22 protein-coding genes are annotated in these 22,344 nt (G+C 61.5%); 14 read left to right on the top strand and 8 right to left on the bottom strand.

All coding sequences use genetic code 11. The annotated features are described in order from the left end of the window. Positions 1-76 precede the first annotated feature (76 nt). The 4 genes from P2081_RS14710 (at position 77) to P2081_RS14695 (ending at position 3,270) form a co-directional block, all read left to right on the top strand. Complete coding sequence (locus tag P2081_RS14710; protein WP_278923619.1) at positions 77-1,456, top strand: Do family serine endopeptidase; 1,380 nt, start codon at positions 77-79, stop codon at positions 1,454-1,456. 149 nt (positions 1,457-1,605) lie between these two features. Beyond that, positions 1,606-2,556, top strand: coding sequence for a DnaJ C-terminal domain-containing protein (locus P2081_RS14705; protein WP_313790349.1), 951 nt, complete (start codon positions 1,606-1,608; stop codon positions 2,554-2,556). Next, positions 2,553-2,960 (top strand): chaperone modulator CbpM, encoded by a 408-nt coding sequence (locus P2081_RS14700; protein WP_278923618.1) that lies wholly within the window; start codon positions 2,553-2,555, stop codon positions 2,958-2,960. Before P2081_RS14705 ends, P2081_RS14700 begins: the two co-directional genes overlap by 4 nt. Before the next feature lie 4 nt (positions 2,961-2,964). After that, entirely contained in the window at positions 2,965-3,270 is a 306-nt protein-coding gene (locus P2081_RS14695; protein ID WP_278923617.1) for a hypothetical protein, read from the top strand. Positions 3,271-3,336: 66 nt separating this feature from the next. Here P2081_RS14695 and trpS read toward each other — a convergent pair whose 3' ends face one another. Then, positions 3,337-4,365 carry a tryptophan--tRNA ligase gene (trpS, locus tag P2081_RS14690; protein WP_278923616.1) on the bottom strand — a complete coding sequence of 343 codons (1,029 nt, stop codon included), beginning with the start codon at positions 4,363-4,365 and terminating at the stop codon, positions 3,337-3,339. A 198-nt stretch (positions 4,366-4,563) separates the two neighbouring features. Here trpS and P2081_RS14685 point away from each other — a divergent pair, with 198 nt between their 5' ends. Beyond that, positions 4,564-5,250 carry a rhomboid family intramembrane serine protease gene (locus P2081_RS14685; RefSeq protein WP_278923615.1) on the top strand — a complete coding sequence of 229 codons (687 nt, stop codon included), beginning with the start codon at positions 4,564-4,566 and terminating at the stop codon, positions 5,248-5,250. Positions 5,251-5,355: 105 nt separating this feature from the next. On the opposite strand, the gene murJ is transcribed toward P2081_RS14685, so the two are convergent. From murJ to P2081_RS14670, 3 genes are read right to left on the bottom strand one after another with little or no spacing between them, the layout of a single operon-like run. Beyond that, a complete protein-coding gene (murJ, locus tag P2081_RS14680; protein WP_278923614.1) occupies positions 5,356-6,912 on the bottom strand; it encodes a murein biosynthesis integral membrane protein MurJ in 1,557 nt (518 codons plus the stop codon). Beyond that, entirely contained in the window at positions 6,909-9,743 is a 2,835-nt protein-coding gene (locus P2081_RS14675; protein ID WP_278923613.1) for a [protein-PII] uridylyltransferase, read from the bottom strand. The genes murJ and P2081_RS14675 overlap by 4 nt, the downstream gene beginning before the upstream one ends. After that, positions 9,703-10,872 carry a penicillin-binding protein activator gene (locus P2081_RS14670; RefSeq protein ID WP_278923612.1) on the bottom strand — a complete coding sequence of 390 codons (1,170 nt, stop codon included), beginning with the start codon at positions 10,870-10,872 and terminating at the stop codon, positions 9,703-9,705. Before P2081_RS14670 ends, P2081_RS14675 begins: the two co-directional genes overlap by 41 nt. Before the next feature lie 86 nt (positions 10,873-10,958). Here P2081_RS14670 and rsmI point away from each other — a divergent pair, with 86 nt between their 5' ends. The 3 genes from rsmI (at position 10,959) to gshB (ending at position 13,222) form a co-directional block, all read left to right on the top strand. After that, on the top strand, positions 10,959-11,816 hold the full coding sequence (gene rsmI, locus P2081_RS14665; RefSeq protein WP_278923611.1) for a 16S rRNA (cytidine(1402)-2'-O)-methyltransferase: 858 nt from the start codon (positions 10,959-10,961) through the stop codon (positions 11,814-11,816). Between the two features lies 1 nt (position 11,817). Beyond that, the gene (locus P2081_RS14660; RefSeq protein ID WP_278923610.1) at positions 11,818-12,192 is read left to right on the top strand and encodes a YraN family protein; all 375 of its coding nucleotides are present in this window, start codon (positions 11,818-11,820) and stop codon (positions 12,190-12,192) included. Between the two features lie 85 nt (positions 12,193-12,277). Beyond that, positions 12,278-13,222, top strand: coding sequence for a glutathione synthase (gshB, locus tag P2081_RS14655; RefSeq protein WP_278923609.1), 945 nt, complete (start codon positions 12,278-12,280; stop codon positions 13,220-13,222). A gap of 42 nt (positions 13,223-13,264) precedes the next feature. Here gshB and P2081_RS14650 read toward each other — a convergent pair whose 3' ends face one another. The 4 genes from P2081_RS14650 to cobU form a co-directional block, all read right to left on the bottom strand. Further along, the gene (locus P2081_RS14650; RefSeq protein ID WP_278923608.1) at positions 13,265-14,767 is read right to left on the bottom strand and encodes a YifB family Mg chelatase-like AAA ATPase; all 1,503 of its coding nucleotides are present in this window, start codon (positions 14,765-14,767) and stop codon (positions 13,265-13,267) included. A gap of 183 nt (positions 14,768-14,950) precedes the next feature. Next, positions 14,951-15,634, bottom strand: coding sequence for a glutathione S-transferase (locus P2081_RS14645; protein WP_278923607.1), 684 nt, complete (start codon positions 15,632-15,634; stop codon positions 14,951-14,953). A gap of 75 nt (positions 15,635-15,709) precedes the next feature. Next, positions 15,710-16,291, bottom strand: a complete 582-nt coding sequence (locus P2081_RS14640) for a histidine phosphatase family protein (RefSeq protein WP_278923606.1) — start codon at positions 16,289-16,291, stop codon at positions 15,710-15,712. Next, on the bottom strand, positions 16,288-16,806 hold the full coding sequence (cobU, locus tag P2081_RS14635; RefSeq protein ID WP_278923605.1) for a bifunctional adenosylcobinamide kinase/adenosylcobinamide-phosphate guanylyltransferase: 519 nt from the start codon (positions 16,804-16,806) through the stop codon (positions 16,288-16,290). The genes P2081_RS14640 and cobU overlap by 4 nt, the downstream gene beginning before the upstream one ends. A gap of 323 nt (positions 16,807-17,129) precedes the next feature. Between cobU and P2081_RS14630 the strand changes: the two genes are divergently transcribed. The 6 genes from P2081_RS14630 to P2081_RS14605 all read left to right on the top strand — a co-directional run bounded on the left by P2081_RS14630 (position 17,130) and on the right by P2081_RS14605 (position 22,189). Further along, complete coding sequence (locus P2081_RS14630; protein WP_278923604.1) at positions 17,130-18,008, top strand: RNA polymerase factor sigma-32; 879 nt, start codon at positions 17,130-17,132, stop codon at positions 18,006-18,008. Next, positions 18,005-18,919, top strand: coding sequence for a ChaN family lipoprotein (locus P2081_RS14625; RefSeq protein ID WP_278923603.1), 915 nt, complete (start codon positions 18,005-18,007; stop codon positions 18,917-18,919). Before P2081_RS14630 ends, P2081_RS14625 begins: the two co-directional genes overlap by 4 nt. A gap of 134 nt (positions 18,920-19,053) precedes the next feature. Then, positions 19,054-20,268, top strand: coding sequence for a bifunctional phosphopantothenoylcysteine decarboxylase/phosphopantothenate--cysteine ligase CoaBC (coaBC, locus tag P2081_RS14620; RefSeq protein ID WP_278923602.1), 1,215 nt, complete (start codon positions 19,054-19,056; stop codon positions 20,266-20,268). 52 nt (positions 20,269-20,320) lie between these two features. After that, the gene (gene dut, locus P2081_RS14615; RefSeq protein WP_278923601.1) at positions 20,321-20,776 is read left to right on the top strand and encodes a dUTP diphosphatase; all 456 of its coding nucleotides are present in this window, start codon (positions 20,321-20,323) and stop codon (positions 20,774-20,776) included. Next, positions 20,776-21,819, top strand: a complete 1,044-nt coding sequence (locus P2081_RS14610) for a HesA/MoeB/ThiF family protein (protein ID WP_278923600.1) — start codon at positions 20,776-20,778, stop codon at positions 21,817-21,819. Before dut ends, P2081_RS14610 begins: the two co-directional genes overlap by 1 nt. A gap of 19 nt (positions 21,820-21,838) precedes the next feature. Continuing rightward, on the top strand, positions 21,839-22,189 hold the full coding sequence (locus P2081_RS14605) for a hypothetical protein (RefSeq protein WP_278923599.1): 351 nt from the start codon (positions 21,839-21,841) through the stop codon (positions 22,187-22,189). Positions 22,190-22,344 lie beyond the last annotated feature (155 nt).

Below are 22,344 nucleotides of genomic sequence, written 5' to 3'. Positions count from 1 at the left end.
CTCAACCCGCCCGGCCCCGTCTCAAGGTGCCGCCGTGGGCGACCCCGGCGACGCGACTTTGCAAAGGAGATCAACCATGCTGAGCCGACTGGCTTTTCTTTTCGTCTTGTCGATTAGCGTTGCTGCGGGGGCCGCTTCTGCCCAAGTGGAAGCGCTAGAGCCGGATGAGCGCGGGATCCCGACCATCGCGCCGCTGATTGATGCTGTGGACGATGCGGTGGTCAATATTGCAGTCGTCTCTGAACGGCCTGCGCAGATGTCGCCCCTCTTTCGTGATCCATTCTTCCAGCCCTTTTTGCCGCCGCTTGATCAGCTGCCTCCACAGCGGCAGATGAGTGCTGGTTCCGGGGTCATTATCGACGCTGGTGAAGGGTTCATTCTGACCAATAATCACGTCATCGAAAACGGGGATGAAATCCGCGTCATCCTGCGCGACAACCGGACTTTCGAGGCCGATTTGATTGGCCGTGATCCATCCACTGATATCGCGGTGCTCAGGATTGCGGCGGGTGAACTCACAGAGGTGCCGTTGGGAAATTCCGAGAACCTGCTGGTTGGTGACTTCGTGGTCGCCATTGGCAATCCGTTTGGCCTCGGCCAGACTGTTACCAGCGGCATAATTTCGGCGCTTGGCCGGTCGGGGATCAATCCCGAGGGCTACGAGGACTTCATCCAGACTGACGCCTCGATCAACCCCGGTAATTCGGGTGGTGCGCTTATCACCCTCGATGGAAATCTCGTCGGCATCAACACGGCGATTATCGCCCCCAATGGCGGCGGCAATGTTGGTATCGGCTTTGCCGTGCCGATCAACATGGCGCTGGCCGTCATGGATCAACTTGTCGAATTCGGCGAGGTTCAGCGCGGGCGTCTCGGAGTTATAATCCAGGACCTTACGCCTGATCTGGCGGAGGCGTTTGATGTCGAAGCGGAGACTGGTGTCATCGTGAACTCTGTCGAACCTGGTATGCCCGCAGACGATGTCGGCCTTGCTGCCGGAGACGTCATCGTTGCGGTGGACGGCAAAACAGTCGAGGGTTCTGCCGATCTACGCCAGAAGATCGGGTTGCGCCGACCGGGCGATGAGATTGAAATCACTTATGTGCGCGACGGCGAGCGCCGCATGGTAGAGGTGGCGCTGGCCGATGCTGGTGGGCCGCGGAAGACCAAGCGTGAGCCTGGCGGATCCGACGCCCTGGCCGGTGTCCATCTGTCGATCCTGGACGGTTCGCACCCGGCATGGGGCGAGGTCGAGGGTGTTGTCGCCTCCGAGATCGCGCCCGGCAGCCGCGCTGCGCGTGCGGGGCTTGAAGTCGGCGACGTGATCACCGCCGTCAATCGGCGGTCGGTGGAAACGATACGCGAGATCGACCGCGCGTTGAAAGAAGCGCCCGGCGCTGTCGCCCTGACAATATGGCGCGATGGCCGGACGATGTTGATCGTGCTAAGGTCGTAGTCGGCCAAGGGACGCGTGACAGGGGTGCTTGGGAGTTGACGACCAATGCTCGGGCCGCCTGAGACTGAGGTGCGGCGGGCAACGCGCACGCGGCATAAGGCATAGGAGGGTTTCGGTCGGTTGCAGAACAGTCGCCCGGCCGACAAAAAATGATGAACTCAGATCCCTACAAGATACTTGGCCTGACCAAGACTGCGACGCAGGACGAAATCAAGAAAGCCTACCGCAAGCTGGTTAAGGATCTGCATCCCGACCTGCACCCGGACGATGCAGCCAAGCAGGAGCGTTTCAAGGCTGTGTCAGCCGCCTATGGTCTTCTCTCTGACCCCGAAAAGCGGCGCCGCTTTGATGCGGGCGAGATCGACGCGAGCGGGCAGGAGAGGCCGGAACGCCAGTATTATCACCAATATGCAGACCGGGAAGACGGTCACCGATATGACCCCAGAACCGGTTCAGGTACGGGGATGGGTGAGGACGACCTTGGAGGCATCTTCTCGCAATTCTTCGGTCGCGGCACCGGTGGTCAGGGGCGGGGCGGCTTTCGCCAAGAGATGTACGCCCGCGGCCAGGACCTGCGCTATCATCTTGAGGTTGATTTTCTCGATGCTGCGCGTGGCACGAAACGGCGCGTTACCATGCCGGATGGCAACGATATCGATATCACCATTCCACCGGGCCTGAAGGACGGCCAGACCCTGCGTCTGCGCGGCAAAGGGGCGCCGGGATTCGGCCAGGGCAAACCGGGGGACGCGCTGGTGACCGTCGCGGTGCGCCCGCATCCCGTGTTCAGCCTGTCCGGCGATGATATCGAGATGGAGTTGCCAATCACCTTCGACGAGGCCGTTCTGGGCGTAAAAGTTAATGTGCCGACCGTGTCGGGGTCGGTGTCGGTGACAATTCCCGAGGGCGCGTCTTCCGGGCAGCGCCTGCGCCTGCGTGGCAAGGGCATCAAGGGCTCCAGGGGAAAGGTCGGAGACCAGATCGTTCGGCTGAAAATTGTGCTGCCCAAACATATCGATGGAGACCTGAAAGACCTGGCGCGCCGCTGGCGAGACAAAGCCGGTTTTGACCCGCGGGCCGAATTGCGGAGGATGACATGAGCCACACGGAAGAGATGGTTCTGGCCGAGATCCACCGGCTGACCCCTCGCGAACTCCGTCTTTGGGTGCGCGAGGGATGGGTGCGACCGGTAATAAGCGAGACCGGGCCGCTCTTTGATGACCTCGACGTTGCGCGAATTCGCCTCCTTTGCGATTTGCGCAAGGATATGGCGCTGCCCTCAACCGCTGTACCGGTGGTTCTGACGCTGATCGACCGGCTGCATCAGACCCGGCGTGACTTGTTCAGCTTGTTGGAGGTGATCGAAGATCAGCCCGACAGTGTCAGGCACGCGGTTGTGGCACGCCTTCGCGCGCGGTTTGGTGAAAATGCACCAGGGGGACCAACTGATGAAAGTCAACGCCGTGGTCATCCTGGCGAGGAAACGTGGGGAAAAGGAGGGTAGTTGGATGCACAGAGCACTGACCGCACATTATCGCCTATTGGCGGTGGCCTATCGTCGCTATGTAGACGCCGATTTCAGGCTGATGAAGGCACGGAATGAATTGCGTTCGTTCTTTCCGGTCGATCGGGCACCATATCGCCGCACCATTGGCGCGCCGGGGTCGGCCATTCGCCGTCTTCACAAGGAGCGCGATCAGGCCTTGCTCCGATTTCAGTCGGCCTATGCGAAATTCAAAACGGCGAAAGCGCGCGTTCATCAAAGAGAAGCAAGCCGCCGGATAACGCTGCTTTTGAGCGTTCAAGGCGAATAGCGCGCCCCGCCTTCCCTCTGTTTCAGGTTAAAGGCGGGGCGCTTTGATCGTGCCAGACCCGAAGGCTTAGATGGTGACGGGGGGCACCATGCCGACGATGTCATAGGTTTGACGCAGGATTGGCGCGGTGATGGCGCGTGCGCGTTCAGAGCCGCGGGTCAGGATCTTGTCGATCTCATCCTGGTGCTGCATCAGCCGGGCCATCTCGGTTGAGATGGGGGCCAGTTTGGCAACTGCCAGGTCCACCAGCATTGGCTTGAACTCTGAAAACTGCTTGCCCCCGACATCGGCCAGCACCTGATCAACGGTTTGTTCGTTGAGCGCGGCATAGATGTTGATCAGATTTCGGGCCTCTGGCCGGTCTTCCAGGCCCTTGGCCTCGCTAGGCAGCGCGTCAGGATCGGTCTTGGCCTTGCGGATCTTCTTGGCGATGGTCTCGGCATCGTCGGTCATGTTGATGCGGCTGGCGTCAGAGGGGTCGGACTTGGACATTTTCTTGGCGCCGTCTCGCAGGCTCATCACGCGGGTGGCCGCGCCTTCGATCACCGGTTCTGTCAGCGGGAAGAAATCAACGCCATAGTCGTGGTTGAATTTGGTGGCGATGTCGCGGGTCAGTTCCAGATGCTGTTTCTGATCCTCACCCACTGGCACATGGGTGGCGTGGTAGATCAGGATATCTGCCGCCATCAAGGAGGGATACGCCAGCAGGCCAAGCGAGGCATTTTGCGCGTTCTTGCCGGCCTTGTCCTTGAATTGGGTCATCCGCTGCATCCAGCCCATGCGGGCAACGCAGTTGAACACCCAGGCCAGTTGCGCGTGCTCGGGCACCTGGCTCTGGTTGATCAGGATGGATTTTTCAGGGTCGATACCCGCGGCAATGAAGCCGGCGCAGAGTTCACGGGTGGCCTGACGCAGATTGGCGGGGTCCTGCCAGACGGTGATCGCATGCAGGTCAACCATGCAATAGATGCTTTCGACATCGTTGGCCTGCCAGTCGACAAAACGCTTCAGGGCGCCAAGGTAATTGCCCAGGTGCAGGTTGCCGGAGGGCTGAATGCCGGAAAAGACACGCGGCGTGAAGGTGGTGTCGCTCATGTGGGCGTAACTCCCGTCTGGAATTATGGTCCCTAGTCGCTTACCCATGGGTTTCGGCAGCGTCAACAGGCAGCATCAACAGGCGGTATCCAGCACGGTATCGGGGGCCCGATCCAGGGCGGGCCCCGGACAGGTCCCGGGGCGAGGCCCGAGCGTTACAATAAGGGTTGGTAAGGCCACCCAAGGAGGACAAGATCCATGAGCAATGATACGAATATCTCTCCGGTTAATCCGCTGCCGCCCGCCGTTGTGGCGCTCGTGCTGGTGATCATGGGGATCGAAGCGGTGTTCTCGCTGGGGCAGCGCGGTATCCTGGGCGGCCCCGAGGCGATTGGCTGGCGATTGGAGGCCTTTCAATCCTACGCGTTTTCGCCAGAAATATTCTGGTGGATGGTCGAGACGGGACAATGGCCGACCGAACATCTGATCCGGTTTCTGTCTTATGCCTTTGTACATGGGGCCTTTACCCATGCCTTGTTCGTCTGTGTCTTTGTGCTGGCCATGGGCAAGATGGTGGGGGAGGTCATGGGGGATTTGGCGATGGTCCTCATTTTTGTTCTCTCGGCCACCGGCGGCGCGGTTGGCTATGCGGTGCTGATCGACAGCGCGGCGCCGTTGATCGGTGGTTTTCCCGCGGTTTATGGCTTGATCGGGGCCTTTACCCATATCCTTTGGCGCCAGTTGTCGCTGGTGGGGGCACAGCAAAGCCGCGCCTTTTCGCTGATTGCCTTTCTTATGGGGGTGCAGCTGTTGTTTGGCCTGTTGTTTGGCGGCTCACAGGACTGGGTGGCGGATCTATGTGGGTTTGCCACCGGGTTTGGGCTGTCGTTTTTTCTGGCACCTGGCGGCTGGGCGCGGATCCGCAGTAAAATCAAACGCGACTAGTGGCTGCCCGCCGAGCAAGGGCTCCCGCCCGGATGGCGGCCGTGAAACACGGCCTTATCCCGTTGGGCCCGGCGCCGCGCTGACGCGCGGCGCGGCAGCGCTGGATTACCCGGATTGGCGCTTGCCACGACGCAGGGAGGTTTTCAGCTCTGCCAGATTGAAGGCCTTGAGCAGATATCCGGCGATAAAGAAGGTGATTGCACCGCTTAGGACCAGGGCCAGCAGGGCGAGGTAGCGCCAGCTTGGCAGGGTGAAGAATGCGCTGAACTGTTGCACGGTTAGGACCAGTTGCGCGCCCATGACCAGCGCGGCCAGAAGAATGCGCAGGCTGCAGCGGTAGAACCGGGCATCAAACCGGGCGGCGCTGCCCATGCGCGCAGTCCCCAGCCAGAGCAGGACCACCATGGCCCAGCCGGCCATAGAGGCGGCAATCGCAGGCGAGATCCAGCCCACCACGGGCTTCAGCCCCACCGCCAGCCCGGCGTTCACCACCATGGCCACAACGGCATAGGCAAAGGGCGAGCGCGTGTCTTCGCGGGCAAAATACAGCGGCTGCAGCACCTTTTGCAAAATGAAGGCCGGGAGGCCCGCGCCATAGATGGCCACCGCCAGGGCGATGGCGGCCGCGTCTTCAGGCCCGGTGGCACCACGTTGGTAGAGCACGGACACCAGTGGTAGCGGCACCAGCATGAAGGCCACAGCCGAGGGCAGGGTAAAGAGGAGCGAGAATTCACCAGCGCGCGACAGGGCATTGCGCGCGCCGTTGCCATCGCCATTGCGCAACCGGCGGGCCAGGTCCGGCAACAGCACGATGCCAACTGCAATGCCAATGACCCCAAGCGGCAGCTGATACAGCCGATCCGCGATGAACAGCCAGCTGACCGCGTTTTCAATATCCGACGCCACCAGTTGGCCAACCACCAGATTGATCTGCGTTACCCCCATGGCCAAGGCAGCAGGTATGGCCACCCGTACCAGGCGGCGCATTGCCGGGGTCACCCTAGGCAGGCCGGGGCGCAGGTGAATCCCGGCGCGGCTGCTGGCACGCCAGACCAGGGCCAGCTGGGCAATGCCTGCCACCGGGATGGTCCAGACCAGCCAGTCCACCACCGAGCCGCCTATCCAGGCGGCCAGGATCATGGCGCTGCAGGCAAAGATATTGAGCAACACTGGTGCGGCGGCTGCCGCCGCAAAGCGACCGGTGGCATTCAGCACCCCGGAAAACAGCGCCGCCAGTGACATGCACAGGATATAGGGAAAGACGATATAGCCAAAGCCAACCGCGATGTCGAAGCGGGCATCACCCTGAAACCCCTTGGCCGTGGCCCAGACCAGCGCGGGCATAAAGACCATGCCCAGCCCAACCAGCGCCAGAACGGCAGCCCCCAGCAGATTGAAGGCATCCTGGGCAAAGCCCTGCGGGTCTTCTCCGCTTTCCAACCGTTTGGAAAACTGCGGTACAAAGGCGGCGTTAAAGGCACCCTCGGCAAAAAAGCGTCGAAACATATTGGGCAGCCGAAAGGCCACCACGAAGGCATCCAACAGCGGGCCTGGGCCGATATATGCGGCGATCAGGATTTCGCGCAAAAATCCCAGAACACGGCTGGCCAATGTCCAGAAACCAACTGTGACAAAGCCGGAGAACAATCTGACCGGTTTCATGAACGTGCCTTTTTCGAGCCTTCTGAAATGGCCTCGCGCAGCTTCCGCTCCAAAAAGTCCTGTTTGGACTTGGAGTGGTATTTCAGGCCAAACATGTCTTTGACATAGAAGGTATCAACCACCTGTTCGCCATAGGTCGCAATCACGGCATTGGCGATATAGACATTGGCCGCCACCATGGTGCGCGCCAGATCATAGAGCAGCCCGGTGCGATCACGGGTGTCGACCTCGATGATGGTGTAGATTTCCGAGCCTTCGTTATCAAAGGTGATATGGGTCGGCACCTTGAAGGCTTGTTCCCGTTTCTTGAACTTGCCGCGGGTTTCCAGCGCCTCTCCGGCGATCACCTCGCCCTTCAGGGTTTTTAGGATCATCTGGTTCAGCCGGGGCAGGCGCGAGGCCTCAAAGGGGTGGCCCTCGGCGTCTTGGATCCAAAAGGCATCGGTGACATAGCCGTCTTTGGTGGTATAGCTGCGCGCATCGACCACATTGGCCCCGACCAGTGCCAAAGCACCGGAAATGCGGGCAAAGATGCCGGGGTGGTCAGCCATGACAAAACAGGCGCGGGTGGCATCTCGATCATCATCCGGGTGCAGCCGAATGACAATGCCGCCGGGATCGTTCTTGGCTTCCAGCTCTTTCAGCATTTCGGCAAAATCGACATGGGCGGTGACATGCAGCCCCTGCCAATAGGGATCATAATGCCGCCCGATTTCGCGTTTCAGATGGGCCTTTGGCCAGTCGGCCAGGGCCGCGCGCAGGGCTTTCTTGCCAGCCGCACCGCGATGTTCCCTGTTCAGCGCCTCCATGCCGTTGTCCAGCGCTTCGCGGGTCTGGTTATAGAGCGCGCGCAGCAGGGCCGCTTTCCAATTGTTCCATGTGTCCGGGCCGACGCCGCGAATGTCACAGACCGTGAGCAGCAGCAACAGATCCAGCCGCTTTACAGATTGCACCGCCTTGGCAAAGCCGCGGACGGTACGCGGATCGGCAATATCGCGTTTCTGCGCCATATCGGACATCAACAGATGATTGCGCACCAGCCATTCAACGGTTTCGCTGTCGGCCTTGTTCAGTCCAAGGCGCGGCGCAACCTTGCGGGCGATCTGCGCCCCCAGGATCGAGTGATCCTGTTCGCGGCCCTTGCCGATATCATGCAGCAGCATGGCCACCAGCAGGACCTTGCGGTTGATGCCCTTGCGGATCACCTCTGATGACAGCGGCAGCTCTTCTTCCAGTTCACCTTTGTCGATGGCGGTGAGGTTGGAAATCACCTGAATCGTGTGCTCATCCACCGTATAGGAATGGTACATATTGAACTGCATCATTGCCACGATGGGTTCAAATTCGGGGATAAAGGCGGCCAGCACGCCCAGTTCATTCATCCGGCGCAGGGCGCGTTCCGGATTGCCGTGTTTTAGCAGCAGATCCAGGAAAATGCGTCGCGCTTCCTTGTCGTTGCGCATGTCATCGTCGATCAGGTGCAGGTTGGCGGTGACCAGGCGCATTGCGTCCGGGTGGATCAACATGCCAGTGCGCAGTGCTTCCTCAAAGATCCGCAACAGGTTGAGCTTATCGTTCAGAAATGCATCCGGATCCGCAAGATCCAGCCGGTTGTTAACCACGTGGTAATCGGGTTTCACCCTGGGGCGGCGGCTGAAGATGCGTTCCAGAAGCGGCGCGCGTTTTTGTTGGCTTGCCTCCAGCTTGGTCAGCAGGATCCGGGTCAGATCGCCCACCGTCGTGGCGTGGCGGAAATAGTCCTGCATGAAGACTTCAACACCGCGCCGCCCGGCGCGATCCTTGTATCCCATGCGGTTGGCAACTTCGACCTGCAGGTCGAAATTCAGCTGTTCGGTGGCGCGTCGGGTGGCCAGATGCAGGTGCGATCGTACCGCCCATTGGAAATTGGCGGCGGTGGAAAATGTTTCCAGCTCTTCCGGTGTAAAAAGCCCAAGCGGCACCAGATCCGCCACGTCCTGGACCTTGTAGACGTATTTTGCAATCCAGTAGAGAGACTGTAGATCGCGCAGGCCGCCTTTGCCCTCTTTGACGTTGGGCTCCACCATATAGCGCTCTCCCTGTTTCAGGTGGCGCTCGTCGCGTTCGGCCAGTTTGGCCTCGATGAATTCGGTGACTTCGCGGTTGAACAGCTCTGTGCGCAGCCGTTCTTCCAGTTCTTCGGCAAGGGCGCGATCACCGATAAGATAGCGCTGTTCCAGCATGGCGGTACGGATGGTGAAATCCTCGGCCCCCAACCGCAGGCAATCCTTGATGGTGCGGCTGGAATGGCCAACTTTGAGACGCAGATCCCACAGAATATAGAGCATCGATTCAATGACGCTCTCGGCCCAGGCGGTGATCTTGTACGGGGTCAGGAACATCAGATCGACATCGGAAAACGGCGCCATTTCACCACGGCCATAGCCGCCTACCGCAATCAATGCGATCCGCTCGGATGAGGTTGGCGCACCGACCGGGTGCAGATAGGTGGTGGCCACATGAAAGGCGGTCAGCACCAGCCCGTCCGTCAGATAGCTGTAGGATCGGGTCAGGGCACGGGCCGAAAATGGCGCTTCGGCAAAGTGCTCGGCGATGAGATCGCGGCCCTGGGTATTGGCGGTGCGCAGCATGTTGACAATGCCGTTGCGCAGGGCGTCGGGCGGGGTTTCTTGTGCCAGCTGGGCAATCTTGTCCTGTATCTCGGCCAGATCAAAGATGGCCCGCGCATCGCAAATCAGCCCGGAGGGAAGAGACCCTCCGGGCTGATCGTCCTGGGGTGTCTGGGCTGGATCAGAATCCGGCGCCCGAGAAGCTTCTGGGGGCTGCGTCAAGGATGACTACCTTCTGTTCTTGAATCGTTGCAATGGCCAAACCGCGTTCATTGGTGCCATCGGCGCGCAGGCGGAAAATACCACCCGTGCCCTGGAAACCAGCCCCCTGGGTCAGGGCTGCGGCGGTCAAAGCATCGGATTTCCCGGCACTGACCAGGGCACCAATCGCGGCGATGCCATCATAGGCCAGCCCGCCAATCGCATGGGGGGGCGATCCATAGGTGGCTTCATAGCGGTCGCGAAAGCCCTTGGCCTTGCCGGGGTCGGGCATGGCAAACCAGCTCCCCTGTACACCGGGTAGAGCCAGGGTCTGGGCCGGTACATCCCAACGGGTCAAGCCCATATACTGGATATCTTCGGGTTTGACACCGGCCTCTGGGAGGAGCTGAGTCAGCAGAGGCAGCGCGCCGGCCGTGGTCGCGGTCAGGAACAGCGCATCAGCCCCGCTGCTCGTGGCTGATCGGATTTGCGGAATGGCATTGATCACGCCGGTCTGCGACAGATCATAGTCAATGGAGCTGACGATGGTCGCGCCGGACTGCGCCGCCGCATTGCGGATTGCTGTCTGCCCGGCAATCCCGGCGGCGTTATTACCCCCGGCAATCACGATCCTGCCCTTGCCCTGCGCCTTGGCATAGCTGGTCAGGCGACGGGCGGTATTGTCAAAGGTTGGCCCCAGGATAAAGACATTGCCCCCTGCGATGGAGGTGGTGTTGGAAAAGGCGAGGACATTGACGCCGCGTTTGGCAGCGGCGATCCCGGCGGCATTGGCCGCTTCGGCATAGACCGGCCCCAGAATGATGCGTGCGCCGCCCTTCACCGCCTCGGTGGCGGCAGCGGCTGCGCGGGTCGGGTCGCCTGCGGTGTCATAGATGCGCAGATCGACCTGCACACCCTGCAGATCGGCAATCGCCAGGCGGGCAGCGTTTTCCAGGCTCTGCGCCAGAACGCTGTCCCCGGACTGCGCCGATCCACGTGGCACCAGCAGCGCGACGGGGACGGGTTTAGAGGTATTGATGCTTGGGCCGCCGCCCATGGCGATTGGATCGCAAGCGGCCAATGCAAAAGTTGAAATAGCGGTGACGGCATACAATGTTGCCTTGCGGGCCCGTTTGAAAACAGCAAACATAATGGACTTGAAACTCCCCTTCGTCCGGCGCTTTGCACCGTGTTGGTTCGGGAGCGATAATAAACGACCAAAAAGGCGGGTCCAGCGTGAATCATCAGATCGTCAATTTGTTGCCGGGGTTATATTTTGTGGCAACACCTTTGGGCACGGCCCGCGACATTACCCTGCGCGCGCTGGATGTGCTGGCCTCGGCGGATTTGATCGCCGCCGAAGACACCCGGTCGCTGCGCCGCCTGATGGAAATTCATGGTGTGCCGATGCGGGATCGTCAGGTGATTGCCTACCATGATCATAGCGGGGTGGCTGCACGCGGTAAAATCCTGGCAGCGCTGGAGGTTGGGAAATCTGTCGCCTATGCCTCTGAGGCGGGAATGCCGCTGATCGCGGATCCGGGTTATGCCCTGTCAAAGGCGGTGTCCGAGGCGGGGTATCTGGTGACCACGGCACCGGGGGCGACGGCGGTGACCACGGCGCTGGCGCTGGCCGGATTGCCGACGGATGCATTCTTTTTTGCGGGCTTTTTACCCAATGCCAGCGGTGCCCGGCGCAAACGTCTGGAAGAGCTGCGTGCGATTCCGGCCACCCTGGCCTTTTACGAATCCCCCAAACGGGTGGCGGCTTCGGTGGCGGATATGGCGGATGTGCTGGGCAATCGCCCGGCGGCGTTGTGCCGCGAGCTGACCAAGAAATTTGAAGAGGTCCGCCGCCTGCCGCTGCAGGAACTGGCCGCCAGTCTGGTGGAGACTCCGGTCAAGGGGGAGATCGTCCTGCTGGTAGACCGCGCTGCTGCCGGGGTGGTCAGCGAGGGCGATATTGAAAGCGACCTGCGCGCTGCACTGATCGACAATAGCGTCAAAGACGCCGCTGCCATCGTTTCCGAGGCGCATGAGATGCCGCGCCGCAAGGTGTATCAGATGGCCCTGAAACTGGCGAAAGAGGACTGAGATGTCCAGGCCGCCTGTCGCTACCGGATTGCGGGCGCATCTTGCCGGTGCCGCGGCAGAAGAGCAGGCGGCGCGTGCCTATGTGGCGCGCGGCTACCAGTTGGTTGAACAGCGCTGGCGCGGGGCAGGGGGCGAGATCGATCTGATCCTGCGCCAGGGCGCGCTTTGGGTTTTTGTCGAGGTGAAGACCGGCCCCAGTTATGCGGCGACGGTTGCCCGGATCACCCCGCGACAGATGCAGCGGGTGCAGGCCTCGGCCGCGCTCTATCTTGATCAGCAGGCGGGCGGCGCCCTGGCAGAGGCGCGCATCGACGTGGCGCTGGTGATCGGCACCCAAGAGGTTGAAATTCTGGAAAATGCCTATGGTCAGGGCTGACGGCTTTCACGGCTTGTTGAACAAGGCATATTGAACCTTGCTGCGCCCTGCGTCATCTATGGCGAAAGAAACAAGGAAAACTGCCATGAAAATCGCCTTTCAGATGGACCCGATCATGGGTGTCGACATTAACGCCGACAGCAGCTTTCGCCTGGCGGAAGAGGCCCAGGCGCGTGGCCATGAGCTGTTTTTCTATCTGCCGGATCAGCTGGCCTACCAAGAGGGCAGGATTACCACCCGTGGTCAGGACATGACGGTGCAGCGGGTGGCGGGAACACCAGCCATCCTGGGCGAGATGCGCGAGGTGGATCTGGCCGATTTCGATGTGATCTGGCTGCGCCAGGACCCGCCCTTTGACATGCATTACATCACCTTGAGCCATCTGTTGGACCGGCTGAAGGATGACTGCCTGGTGGTCAATGATCCCTTCTGGGTGCGCAATTACCCGGAAAAGCTCTTGGTGCTGGATTTCCCCGACCTGACGCCGCCCACGGTGATTGCCCGCGATCTGAACACCATCAAGGATTTCAAAGAACGGCACGGCGATATTATCCTCAAGCCGCTCTATGGTAATGGCGGTGCCGGGGTGTTCCGGCTGGACGCCAATGACCGCAATCTGACCTCGCTGCACGAGTTGTTCACCGGCTTCAGCCGTGAGCCGCTGATCGCGCAGAAGTTCCTGCCCGATGTCAGCAATGGCGACAAACGGGTGATCCTGGTTGACGGCGAACCGGTTGGCGCCATCAACCGGGTGCCCGCCGCGGGTGAGACGCGCTCCAATATGCATGTGGGGGGGCGGCCAGAGAAAATCGGGCTGACCGAACGCGACCTCGAAATCTGCGCCGCCATCGGGCCGTTGCTCAAGGAAAAGGGGCAGGTCTTTGTCGGTATCGATGTGATCGGCGATTATCTGACCGAAATCAACGTAACCTCCCCCACCGGCATCCAGGAGCTGGAGCGATTTGACGGGGTGAATATCGCTGAAAAGATCTGGCTGGCGATCGAAGGCCGCGTTGCGGCGCGAGGCTGAAGCCAGGGGGCTGTGGTCTTCGTGCCGTGGCCCCCGTGTGTGTTACACGCCTGTGCGAAAGTTCAGCGCCTCGGCCAGATGCGGGCGCTGCACCTGTGGTTCGGCAGCCAGATCGGCGATGGTGCGCGCCACCCGTAGCACCCGGTGATAGCCGCGTGCGCTCAGCCCAAAGCGTTCAGCAGCCTGTAGCAACAGCGCGCGGCTTTCTGCCTGCAGGGCCACGGCCTTCTCCAGCACATCACCCTCGGCATCGGCGTTCAGGGTGATTTCAGCGTTGTCGCGATAGCGATCAGCCTGGATCTCGCGGGCGATTGCAACCCTCTGGGCCACCTCGGCAGAGCCTTCGCTGGCGGCGGGCAGGTCCAGATCCTTGAAGGCCACCGGCGGCATTTCGATGCGCAGGTCAAATCGGTCCAGCATCGGGCCAGAGATACGACCAAGATAGTCTTCGCCACAGCCCGGTGCGCGGGCGCAGGCACGGGCTGCGTCTGCCAGATAGCCGCATTTGCAGGGGTTCGCCGCCGCCACCAGCATGAAACGGCAGGGATAACGGATATGAGCATTTGCACGGGCAATCATCACCTCGCCGGTTTCTAGCGGCTGGCGCAGGGTTTCCAGCACCACGCGACTGAATTCCGGCAGTTCATCCATGAACAAGACGCCATTGTGGGCCAGGCTGATCTCGCCCGGCTGCGCCCGCTGCCCGCCGCCGACAATCGCCGCCACAGACGCGGTGTGATGTGGCTCGCGGAAGGGACGGCTGCGGCAGATGCCGCCGGCATCGATCAGCCCGCACAGCGACTGGATCATCGAGGTTTCGAGTGCCTCGACCGGGGTGAGCAGCGGCAGGATAGAGGGCAACCGGGCCGCGAGCATGGATTTGCCCGACCCCGGAGGCCCGGTCATCAGCATATGGTGGCGCCCGGCGGCGGCGATTTCCAGCGCGCGTTTTGCCTGTTCCTGGCCCTTGATGTCGCGTAGATCGCGCAGGGGTGCAGGTTGGCTCACCTCGCCGGGTCGGGCTGGGGTCAGGGGAAATTCGCTGGTGAAATGGCGCACCACCTCGGTCAGGCTGGCGGCACCAATGACCAGCGCATCGCCGGCCCAGGCTGCCTCGGCGGCGGATCCTTTGGGGCAGAGCAGCTGATGGTTGGCGCTGGCCGCAGCCATCGCGGCAGGCAGCGCCCCGGTGACCGGCATCAGCTGGCCGTCCAGCGACAGTTCCCCCAGGGCGAGGGTGTCGGCAACCGCCTCTGGCGGGATCAGACCTATGCCCGCCAGCAGCGCCAGGGCGATGGGCAGGTCAAAATGGCTGCCCTCCTTGGGCATATCGGCGGGCGACAGATTGATGGTGATCCGCTTGGCTGGCAGCGCAATCGACATGGCGGCAAAGGCGGCACGCACCCTCTCGCGGGCTTCGGACACGGCCTTGTCTGGCAGGCCAACGATGGCAAAGGCAGGCAGCCCAGCCACCAGCGAGCACTGCACCTCGACGGGGCGCGCGTCTATGCCGTGAAAGGCTACCGTATTGGCGCGGCTGATCATCTGGGCTCATTCCCTTGAACTGGCAAGGAAAAACAATAGGCACCGTTGGGGCAGAGTCAGCAGCAGAACTGTGGTTTTCGGGTATTTTACGGTGATTTCCCGCAAGCCTGCCACAGCCATCGGTCAGAAATGGACAGCGGCATGGCTTGTGGGCAGGGGCGGACGCGGGCGTCTGGGCACCGCCTAGTTGATGGGCCAGGGGCTGCGGGCGAGATCCTGGGCGTAGGGTTCCGGGTCATAGCTGACCTCGCGTGCCTGCGCCTGCCACTGCCGCACTGCCGGATCCGACAGCAGCATTTCGCAATAGCTGCGGGTTTGCGGCGCGACTGGCAGGTCATAGCCAACGATCCGGGCAGCAACGGGGGTGTAAAACACCTCTGCCAGACAGTAATCCCCAAAGAGATACCCCACCTGCGCGCCAGAGATGCTGCGGGCATGGGCAAACAGCGCTTCGATGCGGGCCAGGTCCGCCAGCACCGCCTGTGAGGGATCAAACCCCTGCCAGACATGCGACAGCTGCATCGGGCAGTCGCCCCGCAGGGCGGAGAACCCCGAGACCATCTCGCTTGCCAGCCAGCGCGCGGTGGCACGCTGATCCGCCGCCACAGGCCAAAGACCCGCAGTCGGAAAGGCCTCGGCCAGGGTTTCGGCCATGGCAAGGCTCTCGCCAATTACCAGGCCCTGGTCGGTTCTGAGCGTCGGCACCAGACGCGCCGGGGCCAGATGCGCCAAATCCTGGGCCATGGTGCCGGAATAAAGCCCAACCAGATGGGTTTGATGCGGGATTGCAAATTTTTCGAGCATGAGCCAGCCGCGCAACGACCAACTGGAATACATGCGATCACCAATGTAGAGTTCATAAGACATGAGGGCAGGCTAGCGCCTAGTTTAACATCTTGAAACGGAATATTTGTTGGTGAATATATCACGAAACCTGATGTTTCAGGGTGTCTGATTAAGCGCCCCACTGCGCCAGCCGTCCGGGCCATAGCTGAGGGTGCTGAGCGACAGATTGTCTATCTTGTGGGAAAAGGCGGCGGTGGGGCTTAGCCCTTCGGCCCGCTGGATCTGCGTCAGGATCTGACCAAAATGCCCGACAATCACCAGATCACGCCCTGCATGGGTCTGAAGCAGGTGATCCACCGTATCATTGACGCGGGCGCAGACCTGGTTCCAGCTTTCGCCGCCGGGCGGCGTGGTGTCGCCCGGTGTTTCCCAATAGGCGCGGATGCGGTCGGGGTCTTCGGCGTCAACTTCTTTCCAGCTGCGCAGCTCCCAGCTGCCAAAATGGATTTCACGCAGACCGGGCATATGCGGCAGACGTTGGCGCGGGCCCTGGATGGCGCTGGCGGTATCCACTGCGCGGCGCAGATCGGAAGACACCACAAGCGCCTCGGGTGGCAGGCTGGCTTCAAGCCGGGCCAGGGCGGCGGTATCGGATAGATCGGCTGGTAGATCGGACCAGCCCACCATGGCCTTGGCATGGGTCGGCCCGTGGCGAATAAGAAACAGGCGCGATGTCATAGCGTTCCCTTCAGCACCAGCGGCAGTCCGGCGGTCACCTGAACCACCCTGTCAGCCTGGGCCGCAAGCGCGATATTGAGCCGCCCCTGGGCCTCGCGGAAGCGGCGCGACAGGGCGTTTTCGGGCACAATACCCTGGCCCACCTCATTCGAGACCACAACCAGTTCTGCCCGGCAGCGTCCGATTGCCGTCAGCAGCTCTCGCTGTGCGGTGGCCAGATCGCCTTCGGCCAGGATATGATTGGTCAGCCACATGGTGGCACAGTCCAGCAGGCAAATTTGGTCCGGCGCAAGCTGGTCCAGAACCCGCGCAGGCGAGAGCGGTTCTTCATGAGTCTCCCAATCAGGTCCGCGCTGCTGTATGTGGCGTTTTACCTTGGCCTGCATCTCGGTATCAAATATTTGTGATGTGGCGAGGTAGCATTTTGATTTTGTTGACTTAAAGCACAAATCTTCGGCAAATTTCGACTTGCCAGAGGCGGCGCCGCCGAGAATGAATGTGACAGGTGCCGACAAGTTCTTTACCCTTGTAAATGAACGGTTTCTACCCTGTGCTAGCCGCTGGTGACGCTCAAAACAAGGGTCTAACCAGTATTGGCCGCGCTACCCCGGCTGGGCCGGTGCCTTGGCGGAAGGTTGCCAAGGCAGGTTCGTCAAAGAGCCAGGTGCCAACGGCCAGAGGCCGCACACTGTATGATAGAGACTGTGCCGTGGCATTGCGCTGCGGGGTGGCGGAGGACCGGGCATACCCAGTCCAATTCGCCGTCTGGGGCCATCCCCTGCGGCTGTCCGGTACGCTCTGCCATGTTTTCAAGACGATCTGATCCCGGAGGGAAACAATGGCGCTTGACCACATTACTGTTAATCCATTGCCGAAACAGGCGATGAAGGCAGAACTGCTGGATGCAGAGACCGAACGCAAACTTGCCTATGCTTGGCGGGATCAACGGGACGTGCAGGCGCTGCACCGGTTGATCAATGCTTATATGCGGCTGGCGATTTCAATGGCCTCCAAGTTCAAACGTTATGGCGCGCCGATGAATGATCTGATCCAAGAGGCCGGGCTGGGCCTGATGAAGGCGGCGGATAAGTTTGATCCCGATCGCGGCGTGCGCTTTTCCACCTATGCGGTCTGGTGGATCAAGGCCTCTATTCAAGACTATGTGATGCGCAACTGGTCGATGGTGCGCACCGGATCTACCGCCGCGCAAAAGTCACTGTTTTTCAATATGCGCCGGGTTGAGGCCCAGCTTGAACGCCAGGCCTATGCCCAGGGGGCGCGGCTGGATCGCCACCAGCTGCATGAAAAAATCGCCTCTGAAATTGGCGTGCCGCTGCGGGATGTGGAAATGATGGATGGCCGTCTGGCGGGGGGGGATTTTTCGCTTAACGCGGTCCAGTCGAGCGAGGACGAGGGCCGCGAATGGATTGATGTGCTGGAAGATGACAGCGCCCAGGCGGCTGAACTGGTCGAAGGCAGCCATGATCGTCGGCAATTGCGGCGCTGGCTTGTCGAAGCGATGCAGGGGTTGAGCAGGCGGGAAAAGCTGATCGTGGTGGCCCGCAAACTGAAAAGCCCGCCGCGCACGCTCGAAGACCTGGGGCACGAATTGAAGCTGTCCAAGGAGCGGGTGCGCCAGCTGGAGGCCGGGGCATTTCAAAAAATGCGGAAACTGCTTGAAACCCGCTCGCGAGAGGTGCAAAGACTGCTTTCATGAGAAAGCATAGTTTTTTAGTCAAGAATTTCGCAATCGCCCTTGTGGTCGCTTTGGTCGGGGGGCTACCCGTTGGGGTGCCTACCCAAGTCGCGGCTGAGGTCACCGCACAGGGGCCGGTTGATGCGCAGCCAGTTCAGCCAGACCTGGGCCAGGTTGTGGCGGCGCTGAAAGGGGCAGATGTAATCCTGCTGGGCGAGGTGCATGACAATGCCGTGCATCACCAGACGCAGGCAGAGCTGATCGCGGCCCTGCAGCCCAGGGCTGTGGTCTGGGAGATGATCACCCAGGACCAGGCCGCAACACTTACCGTGCCGGTCCTGCAGGATACGGCGCGCACCGCCGAGAGGCTGAACTGGGCGACATCGGGCTGGCCTGATTTTGCGCTATACGCCCCGGTGTTTCTGGCTGCCAGCGAGGCGGCGCAGTTTGGTGCATGGCTGCCGCGGGCTGAGGCCCGAATAGCCCTGCAAACCGGGATCGCCGACCATTTTGGCGACCAGGCCGCGCGTTTTGGTCTGGACCAGCCCCTGCCCGAGGCAGACCAGGCCGCGCGCGAGGCGGACCAAATGATCAATCATTGCAATGCCATGCCAGCGGAGATGCTGCCAATGCTGGTTGATATACAGCGCCTGCGTGACGCCCGTCTGGCGGCCCGCGCCGAACAGGCGCTGCAGCAAACGGGCGGGCCCGTGGTGGTTATCACCGGCAATGGCCATGCCCGGCTGGACCGGGGGCTTGCGGTCTATCTGAAACGGGCCGCGCCCCAGATCAGCCTGCGCGCGCTTGGCCAGATCGAAGAGGGTCAGGACGACGAGATGGGCGGCCAGGGGGAGCGGCGCTTTGATGTTGTCCTCTCGGCCCCTGCGCCCCTGCGCCCGGATCCCTGTCTGGCCTTTCGCAGCACCGATTAGCGCCGTGGCGGCGGCGCCAGTGGCCTGTTGATTGGCCCTTGAGATGGCCCTGTAAAAGCATTTCCCTCTTTGTGCTCCAGACGATAGGATTGCCAGGGGCCGGGGCGAGGCCGGGCAAACAAGAGGCAGTGAAAATGCTGGCAGGCAAGCGCATTCTTCTGATCATCGGTGGCGGCATCGCGGCCTATAAATCGCTGGAGCTGATCCGCGGGTTGCAAGACCAGGGGGCCGCAGTCACCCCTGTGCTGACCCGCGCAGGCGAAGAGTTCGTGACGCCATTGTCGGTTTCGGCGTTGGCGGCAACTGCGGTGCACCGGGATCTGTTTGATCTGACCGCCGAGGCCGAGATGGGGCATATCCAGCTGTCGCGCAGCGCGGATCTGGTAGTGGTGGCCCCCGCCACTGCCGATTTGATGGCCAAGATGGCACAGGGGCTGGCCAATGATCTGGCCAGCACGCTGCTCTTGGCCACAGACACCCCGATCATGCTGGCACCTGCGATGAATGTCCGCATGTGGGACCATGCGGCCACCCAGCGCAATATCGCCACCCTGCGCGCAGATGGCGTGCAGTTGGTCGGCCCAAATGAGGGCGGCATGGCCTGCGGTGAATTTGGTCCGGGCCGGATGGCGGAACCGAACGAAATCATCGCGGCCATTACAGCGCATTTCCGCCAGGGGTTGCTGTCGGGGCGGCGTGTTCTGGTGACCTCTGGCCCCACGCATGAACCCATTGATCCGGTGCGCTATATCGCCAATCGTTCTTCCGGTGCACAGGGCACTGCGCTGGCCGCTGCCCTGCGCGATCAGGGCGCAGAGGTGGTGTTTGTCACTGGCCCGGCAGAGGTGCCTCCCCCCGACGGGGTTGAGGTGATACCAGTGCAAAGCGCGCTTGAGATGCAGGCGGCCGTACAGGCGGCCCTGCCGGTGGATGTGGGGGTTTTCGCAGCCGCCGTCGCCGATTGGCGGGTGTCCAGTGCCTCGGATCGCAAACTGAAGAAATCCAAGGACGGCTTGCCGGTGTTGGAGTTTGCCGAAAACCCGGACATCCTGAAATCTGTTGCGCAGATGGGTACCGGGCGGCCGCCGCTGGTGGTCGGCTTTGCGGCGGAAACCAATGATGTGGTGGACAATGCCACGGCCAAGCGCCTGCGCAAGGGCTGCGACTGGATTGTCGCCAATGATGTGTCCCCGGCTACGGGCATCATGGGGGGGGCGGAAAACGCAGTGATCCTGATTTCAGAACAGGGGGCTGAGGCTTGGCCACGGATGGGCAAGGCAGAGGTGGCACGCCAGCTTGCCGCCCGGATCGCAGCGCATATTGCAGCCACGACTGGGGACACGCAGTAACCCTGCCAGAGGCTGGCCCCTGTGAAACATCAGCGACAAAAACGAGGACGAGATGGTTGAAATCCGGGTGACCCATGAGGCTGGTGCAGATCGGGATCTGCCGCTGCCCGCCTATGAAACCGCTGGCGCGGCTGGGGCTGACCTGCGCGCCAACCTGCCGGATCGTGGTAGCCTGACGCTGGCCCCCGGCGCGCGGATGCTGGTGCCGACCGGGCTGCGGCTGTCTATTCCGCCGGGCTATGAGGTGCAGATCCGGCCACGTTCCGGCCTGGCGTTGAAACACGGGATCACCCTGCCCAACAGCCCCGGCACCATCGACAGCGATTACCGTGGCCCGCTGGGGGTGATTGTGATGAACGCAGGCGATGCAGATTTTGTCATCTCGCATGGCGACCGGATTGCACAGATGGTGGTAGCTCCCGTTGTGCAGGCCCGGATTTCGCTGGTTGACACCCTAGAGGAAACCGCGCGCGGTCAAGGGGGCTTTGGCTCTACGGGGCGGCGCTGATGCTGCGGATCCTGGCCCTTGCGGCGTTTATCTGGTGGGGCGGCGGTTATCTTGGCTGGAGCCGCGCCCTGCGTGGCAGCCTGTTGGCGATCCTGTTTGCCGCTGTTCTGGCCTTGCAGGTGACGCTGCCTGCTGAACATGCTTTGCGTCAGGCCACGGGTGGCTCTGCCGCGCTATGGCTGATGCTGGGTGGCTTTGGCCTCTTGGCGCTGGGCTATGGCTGGATTATTTCTGCCCTCAAAGCCCGTGCACAACCAAAAGGCAGCACCATGTCCGACCCCGCCCCCCTGTTTAGCGAAACAGAGCTGAACCGCTATGCCCGCCATATTGTGCTGCGAGAGCTGGGCGGGCCGGGACAGAAAAAACTGAAACAGGCCCGCGTCTTGGTGATTGGTGCTGGTGGTCTCGGGGCTCCGGCACTGCAATATCTGGCTGCGGCCGGGGTAGGGACCATTGGGGTGATTGATGACGATGTGGTGGAAAATGCCAACCTGCAACGCCAGGTGATCCACCGCGATGCGGATATTGGCCTGCCCAAGGTGTTTTCAGCCGAGGCCGCGATGAAGGCGCAAAACCCCTATGTCGAGGTGCGCCCCTTTCATCGTCGCCTGACCGAAGAGATCGCCGCAGAGCTGTTTGCCGATTTCGACCTGATCCTGGACGGCAGCGATAATTTTGAAACCCGCTATCTGGTCAACCGCACAGCGGTAAAGCTGGGCAAGCCGCTGATTTCCGCGGCCCTGTCGCAATGGGAAGGCCAGCTGAGCCTGTTTCACCCCAAAGGCGGCAGCCCCTGCTATCAGTGTATTTTCCCCGAAGCTCCGGCGGCCGGGCTGGCACCGTCCTGTTCCGAAGCCGGGGTGGTTGGCCCGCTGCCGGGGGTGCTGGGGGCAATGATGGCGATGGAGGCGATCAAGGCGATCACCGGCGCAGGCGCGGGCGTGAAAGGCGAAATGCTGATCTATGATGGGCTATACGGCGAAAGCCGCAAGATCCGCCTGTCGCGGCGGCAGGACTGTCCGATTTGCAGCGACGGTCGTTAACGTCAGAAAGCCCGCAGCAGTGAATGAAGCCTTTTTTATTACCGCGCTTTGCGGTGCCCTGTTTGGCGGCGAGTCCGAGACCGTGCATGACTTTACCTATCCCGATGGTGCCGCCTCGATCCGGATAGATTGCGAGAATGACAACCGGGTGGTTGAGTTCGGTCTGGACAAGCGCAGCAGCCTGGACAGCATCCAGCAGGCCCTGTTTGCCGCGGAGGTGACCGGCAAGGAGGCGGTGGTGGTGCTGATCGACACCGATGGGCGTATTGGCCGGTTTGAATGGCGCATCGCGCGCGCGGCGAATATTGCCGGGGTTCCGATCCGTATTCTGCCAGCCTCTCTGGTCGACAGCCCGAAGGTGGGCGGCTAGATTTACCGCGTTCATTTGCGTTCTCCTGGCTGGCTCATCTCATTTGATTTTGCATGTTGTGCAAAACCGGTGCTCACTTTTGCGCGCCATGTCTTGGCAGGCGCTTCGGACCCTGATTGCAGCCGTCCGAATTTGCCGCTAGCGTCGCGATCAAA

The organism is Pseudophaeobacter profundi, assembly GCF_029697505.1.
In the GTDB taxonomy this organism is placed as follows: Bacteria; Pseudomonadota; Alphaproteobacteria; order Rhodobacterales; family Rhodobacteraceae; genus Pseudophaeobacter; species Pseudophaeobacter profundi.
The sequence above is the reverse complement of the archived record's forward strand: the minus strand, read 5'-3'. Positions and strand labels throughout refer to the sequence as shown.

What these genes read in the sequence shown, in the direction of transcription:
- P2081_RS14710 (WP_278923619.1), top strand. Translation starts at nt 77, where the DNA reads ATGCTGAGCCGACTGGCTTTTCTTTTCGTCTTGTCGATTAGCGTTGCT.
- P2081_RS14705 (WP_313790349.1), top strand. Translation starts at nt 1,606, where the DNA reads ATGATGAACTCAGATCCCTACAAGATACTTGGCCTGACCAAGACTGCG.
- P2081_RS14700 (WP_278923618.1), top strand. Translation starts at nt 2,553, where the DNA reads ATGAGCCACACGGAAGAGATGGTTCTGGCCGAGATCCACCGGCTGACC.
- P2081_RS14695 (WP_278923617.1), top strand. Translation starts at nt 2,965, where the DNA reads ATGCACAGAGCACTGACCGCACATTATCGCCTATTGGCGGTGGCCTAT.
- trpS (WP_278923616.1), bottom strand. Translation starts at nt 4,365, where the DNA reads ATGAGCGACACCACCTTCACGCCGCGTGTCTTTTCCGGCATTCAGCCC.
- P2081_RS14685 (WP_278923615.1), top strand. Translation starts at nt 4,564, where the DNA reads ATGAGCAATGATACGAATATCTCTCCGGTTAATCCGCTGCCGCCCGCC.
- murJ (WP_278923614.1), bottom strand. Translation starts at nt 6,912, where the DNA reads ATGAAACCGGTCAGATTGTTCTCCGGCTTTGTCACAGTTGGTTTCTGG.
- P2081_RS14670 (WP_278923612.1), bottom strand. Translation starts at nt 10,872, where the DNA reads ATGTTTGCTGTTTTCAAACGGGCCCGCAAGGCAACATTGTATGCCGTC.
- P2081_RS14660 (WP_278923610.1), top strand. Translation starts at nt 11,818, where the DNA reads ATGTCCAGGCCGCCTGTCGCTACCGGATTGCGGGCGCATCTTGCCGGT.
- gshB (WP_278923609.1), top strand. Translation starts at nt 12,278, where the DNA reads ATGAAAATCGCCTTTCAGATGGACCCGATCATGGGTGTCGACATTAAC.
- P2081_RS14650 (WP_278923608.1), bottom strand. Translation starts at nt 14,767, where the DNA reads ATGATCAGCCGCGCCAATACGGTAGCCTTTCACGGCATAGACGCGCGC.
- P2081_RS14645 (WP_278923607.1), bottom strand. Translation starts at nt 15,634, where the DNA reads ATGTCTTATGAACTCTACATTGGTGATCGCATGTATTCCAGTTGGTCG.
- P2081_RS14640 (WP_278923606.1), bottom strand. Translation starts at nt 16,291, where the DNA reads ATGACATCGCGCCTGTTTCTTATTCGCCACGGGCCGACCCATGCCAAG.
- P2081_RS14630 (WP_278923604.1), top strand. Translation starts at nt 17,130, where the DNA reads ATGGCGCTTGACCACATTACTGTTAATCCATTGCCGAAACAGGCGATG.
- P2081_RS14625 (WP_278923603.1), top strand. Translation starts at nt 18,005, where the DNA reads ATGAGAAAGCATAGTTTTTTAGTCAAGAATTTCGCAATCGCCCTTGTG.
- coaBC (WP_278923602.1), top strand. Translation starts at nt 19,054, where the DNA reads ATGCTGGCAGGCAAGCGCATTCTTCTGATCATCGGTGGCGGCATCGCG.
- dut (WP_278923601.1), top strand. Translation starts at nt 20,321, where the DNA reads ATGGTTGAAATCCGGGTGACCCATGAGGCTGGTGCAGATCGGGATCTG.
- P2081_RS14610 (WP_278923600.1), top strand. Translation starts at nt 20,776, where the DNA reads ATGCTGCGGATCCTGGCCCTTGCGGCGTTTATCTGGTGGGGCGGCGGT.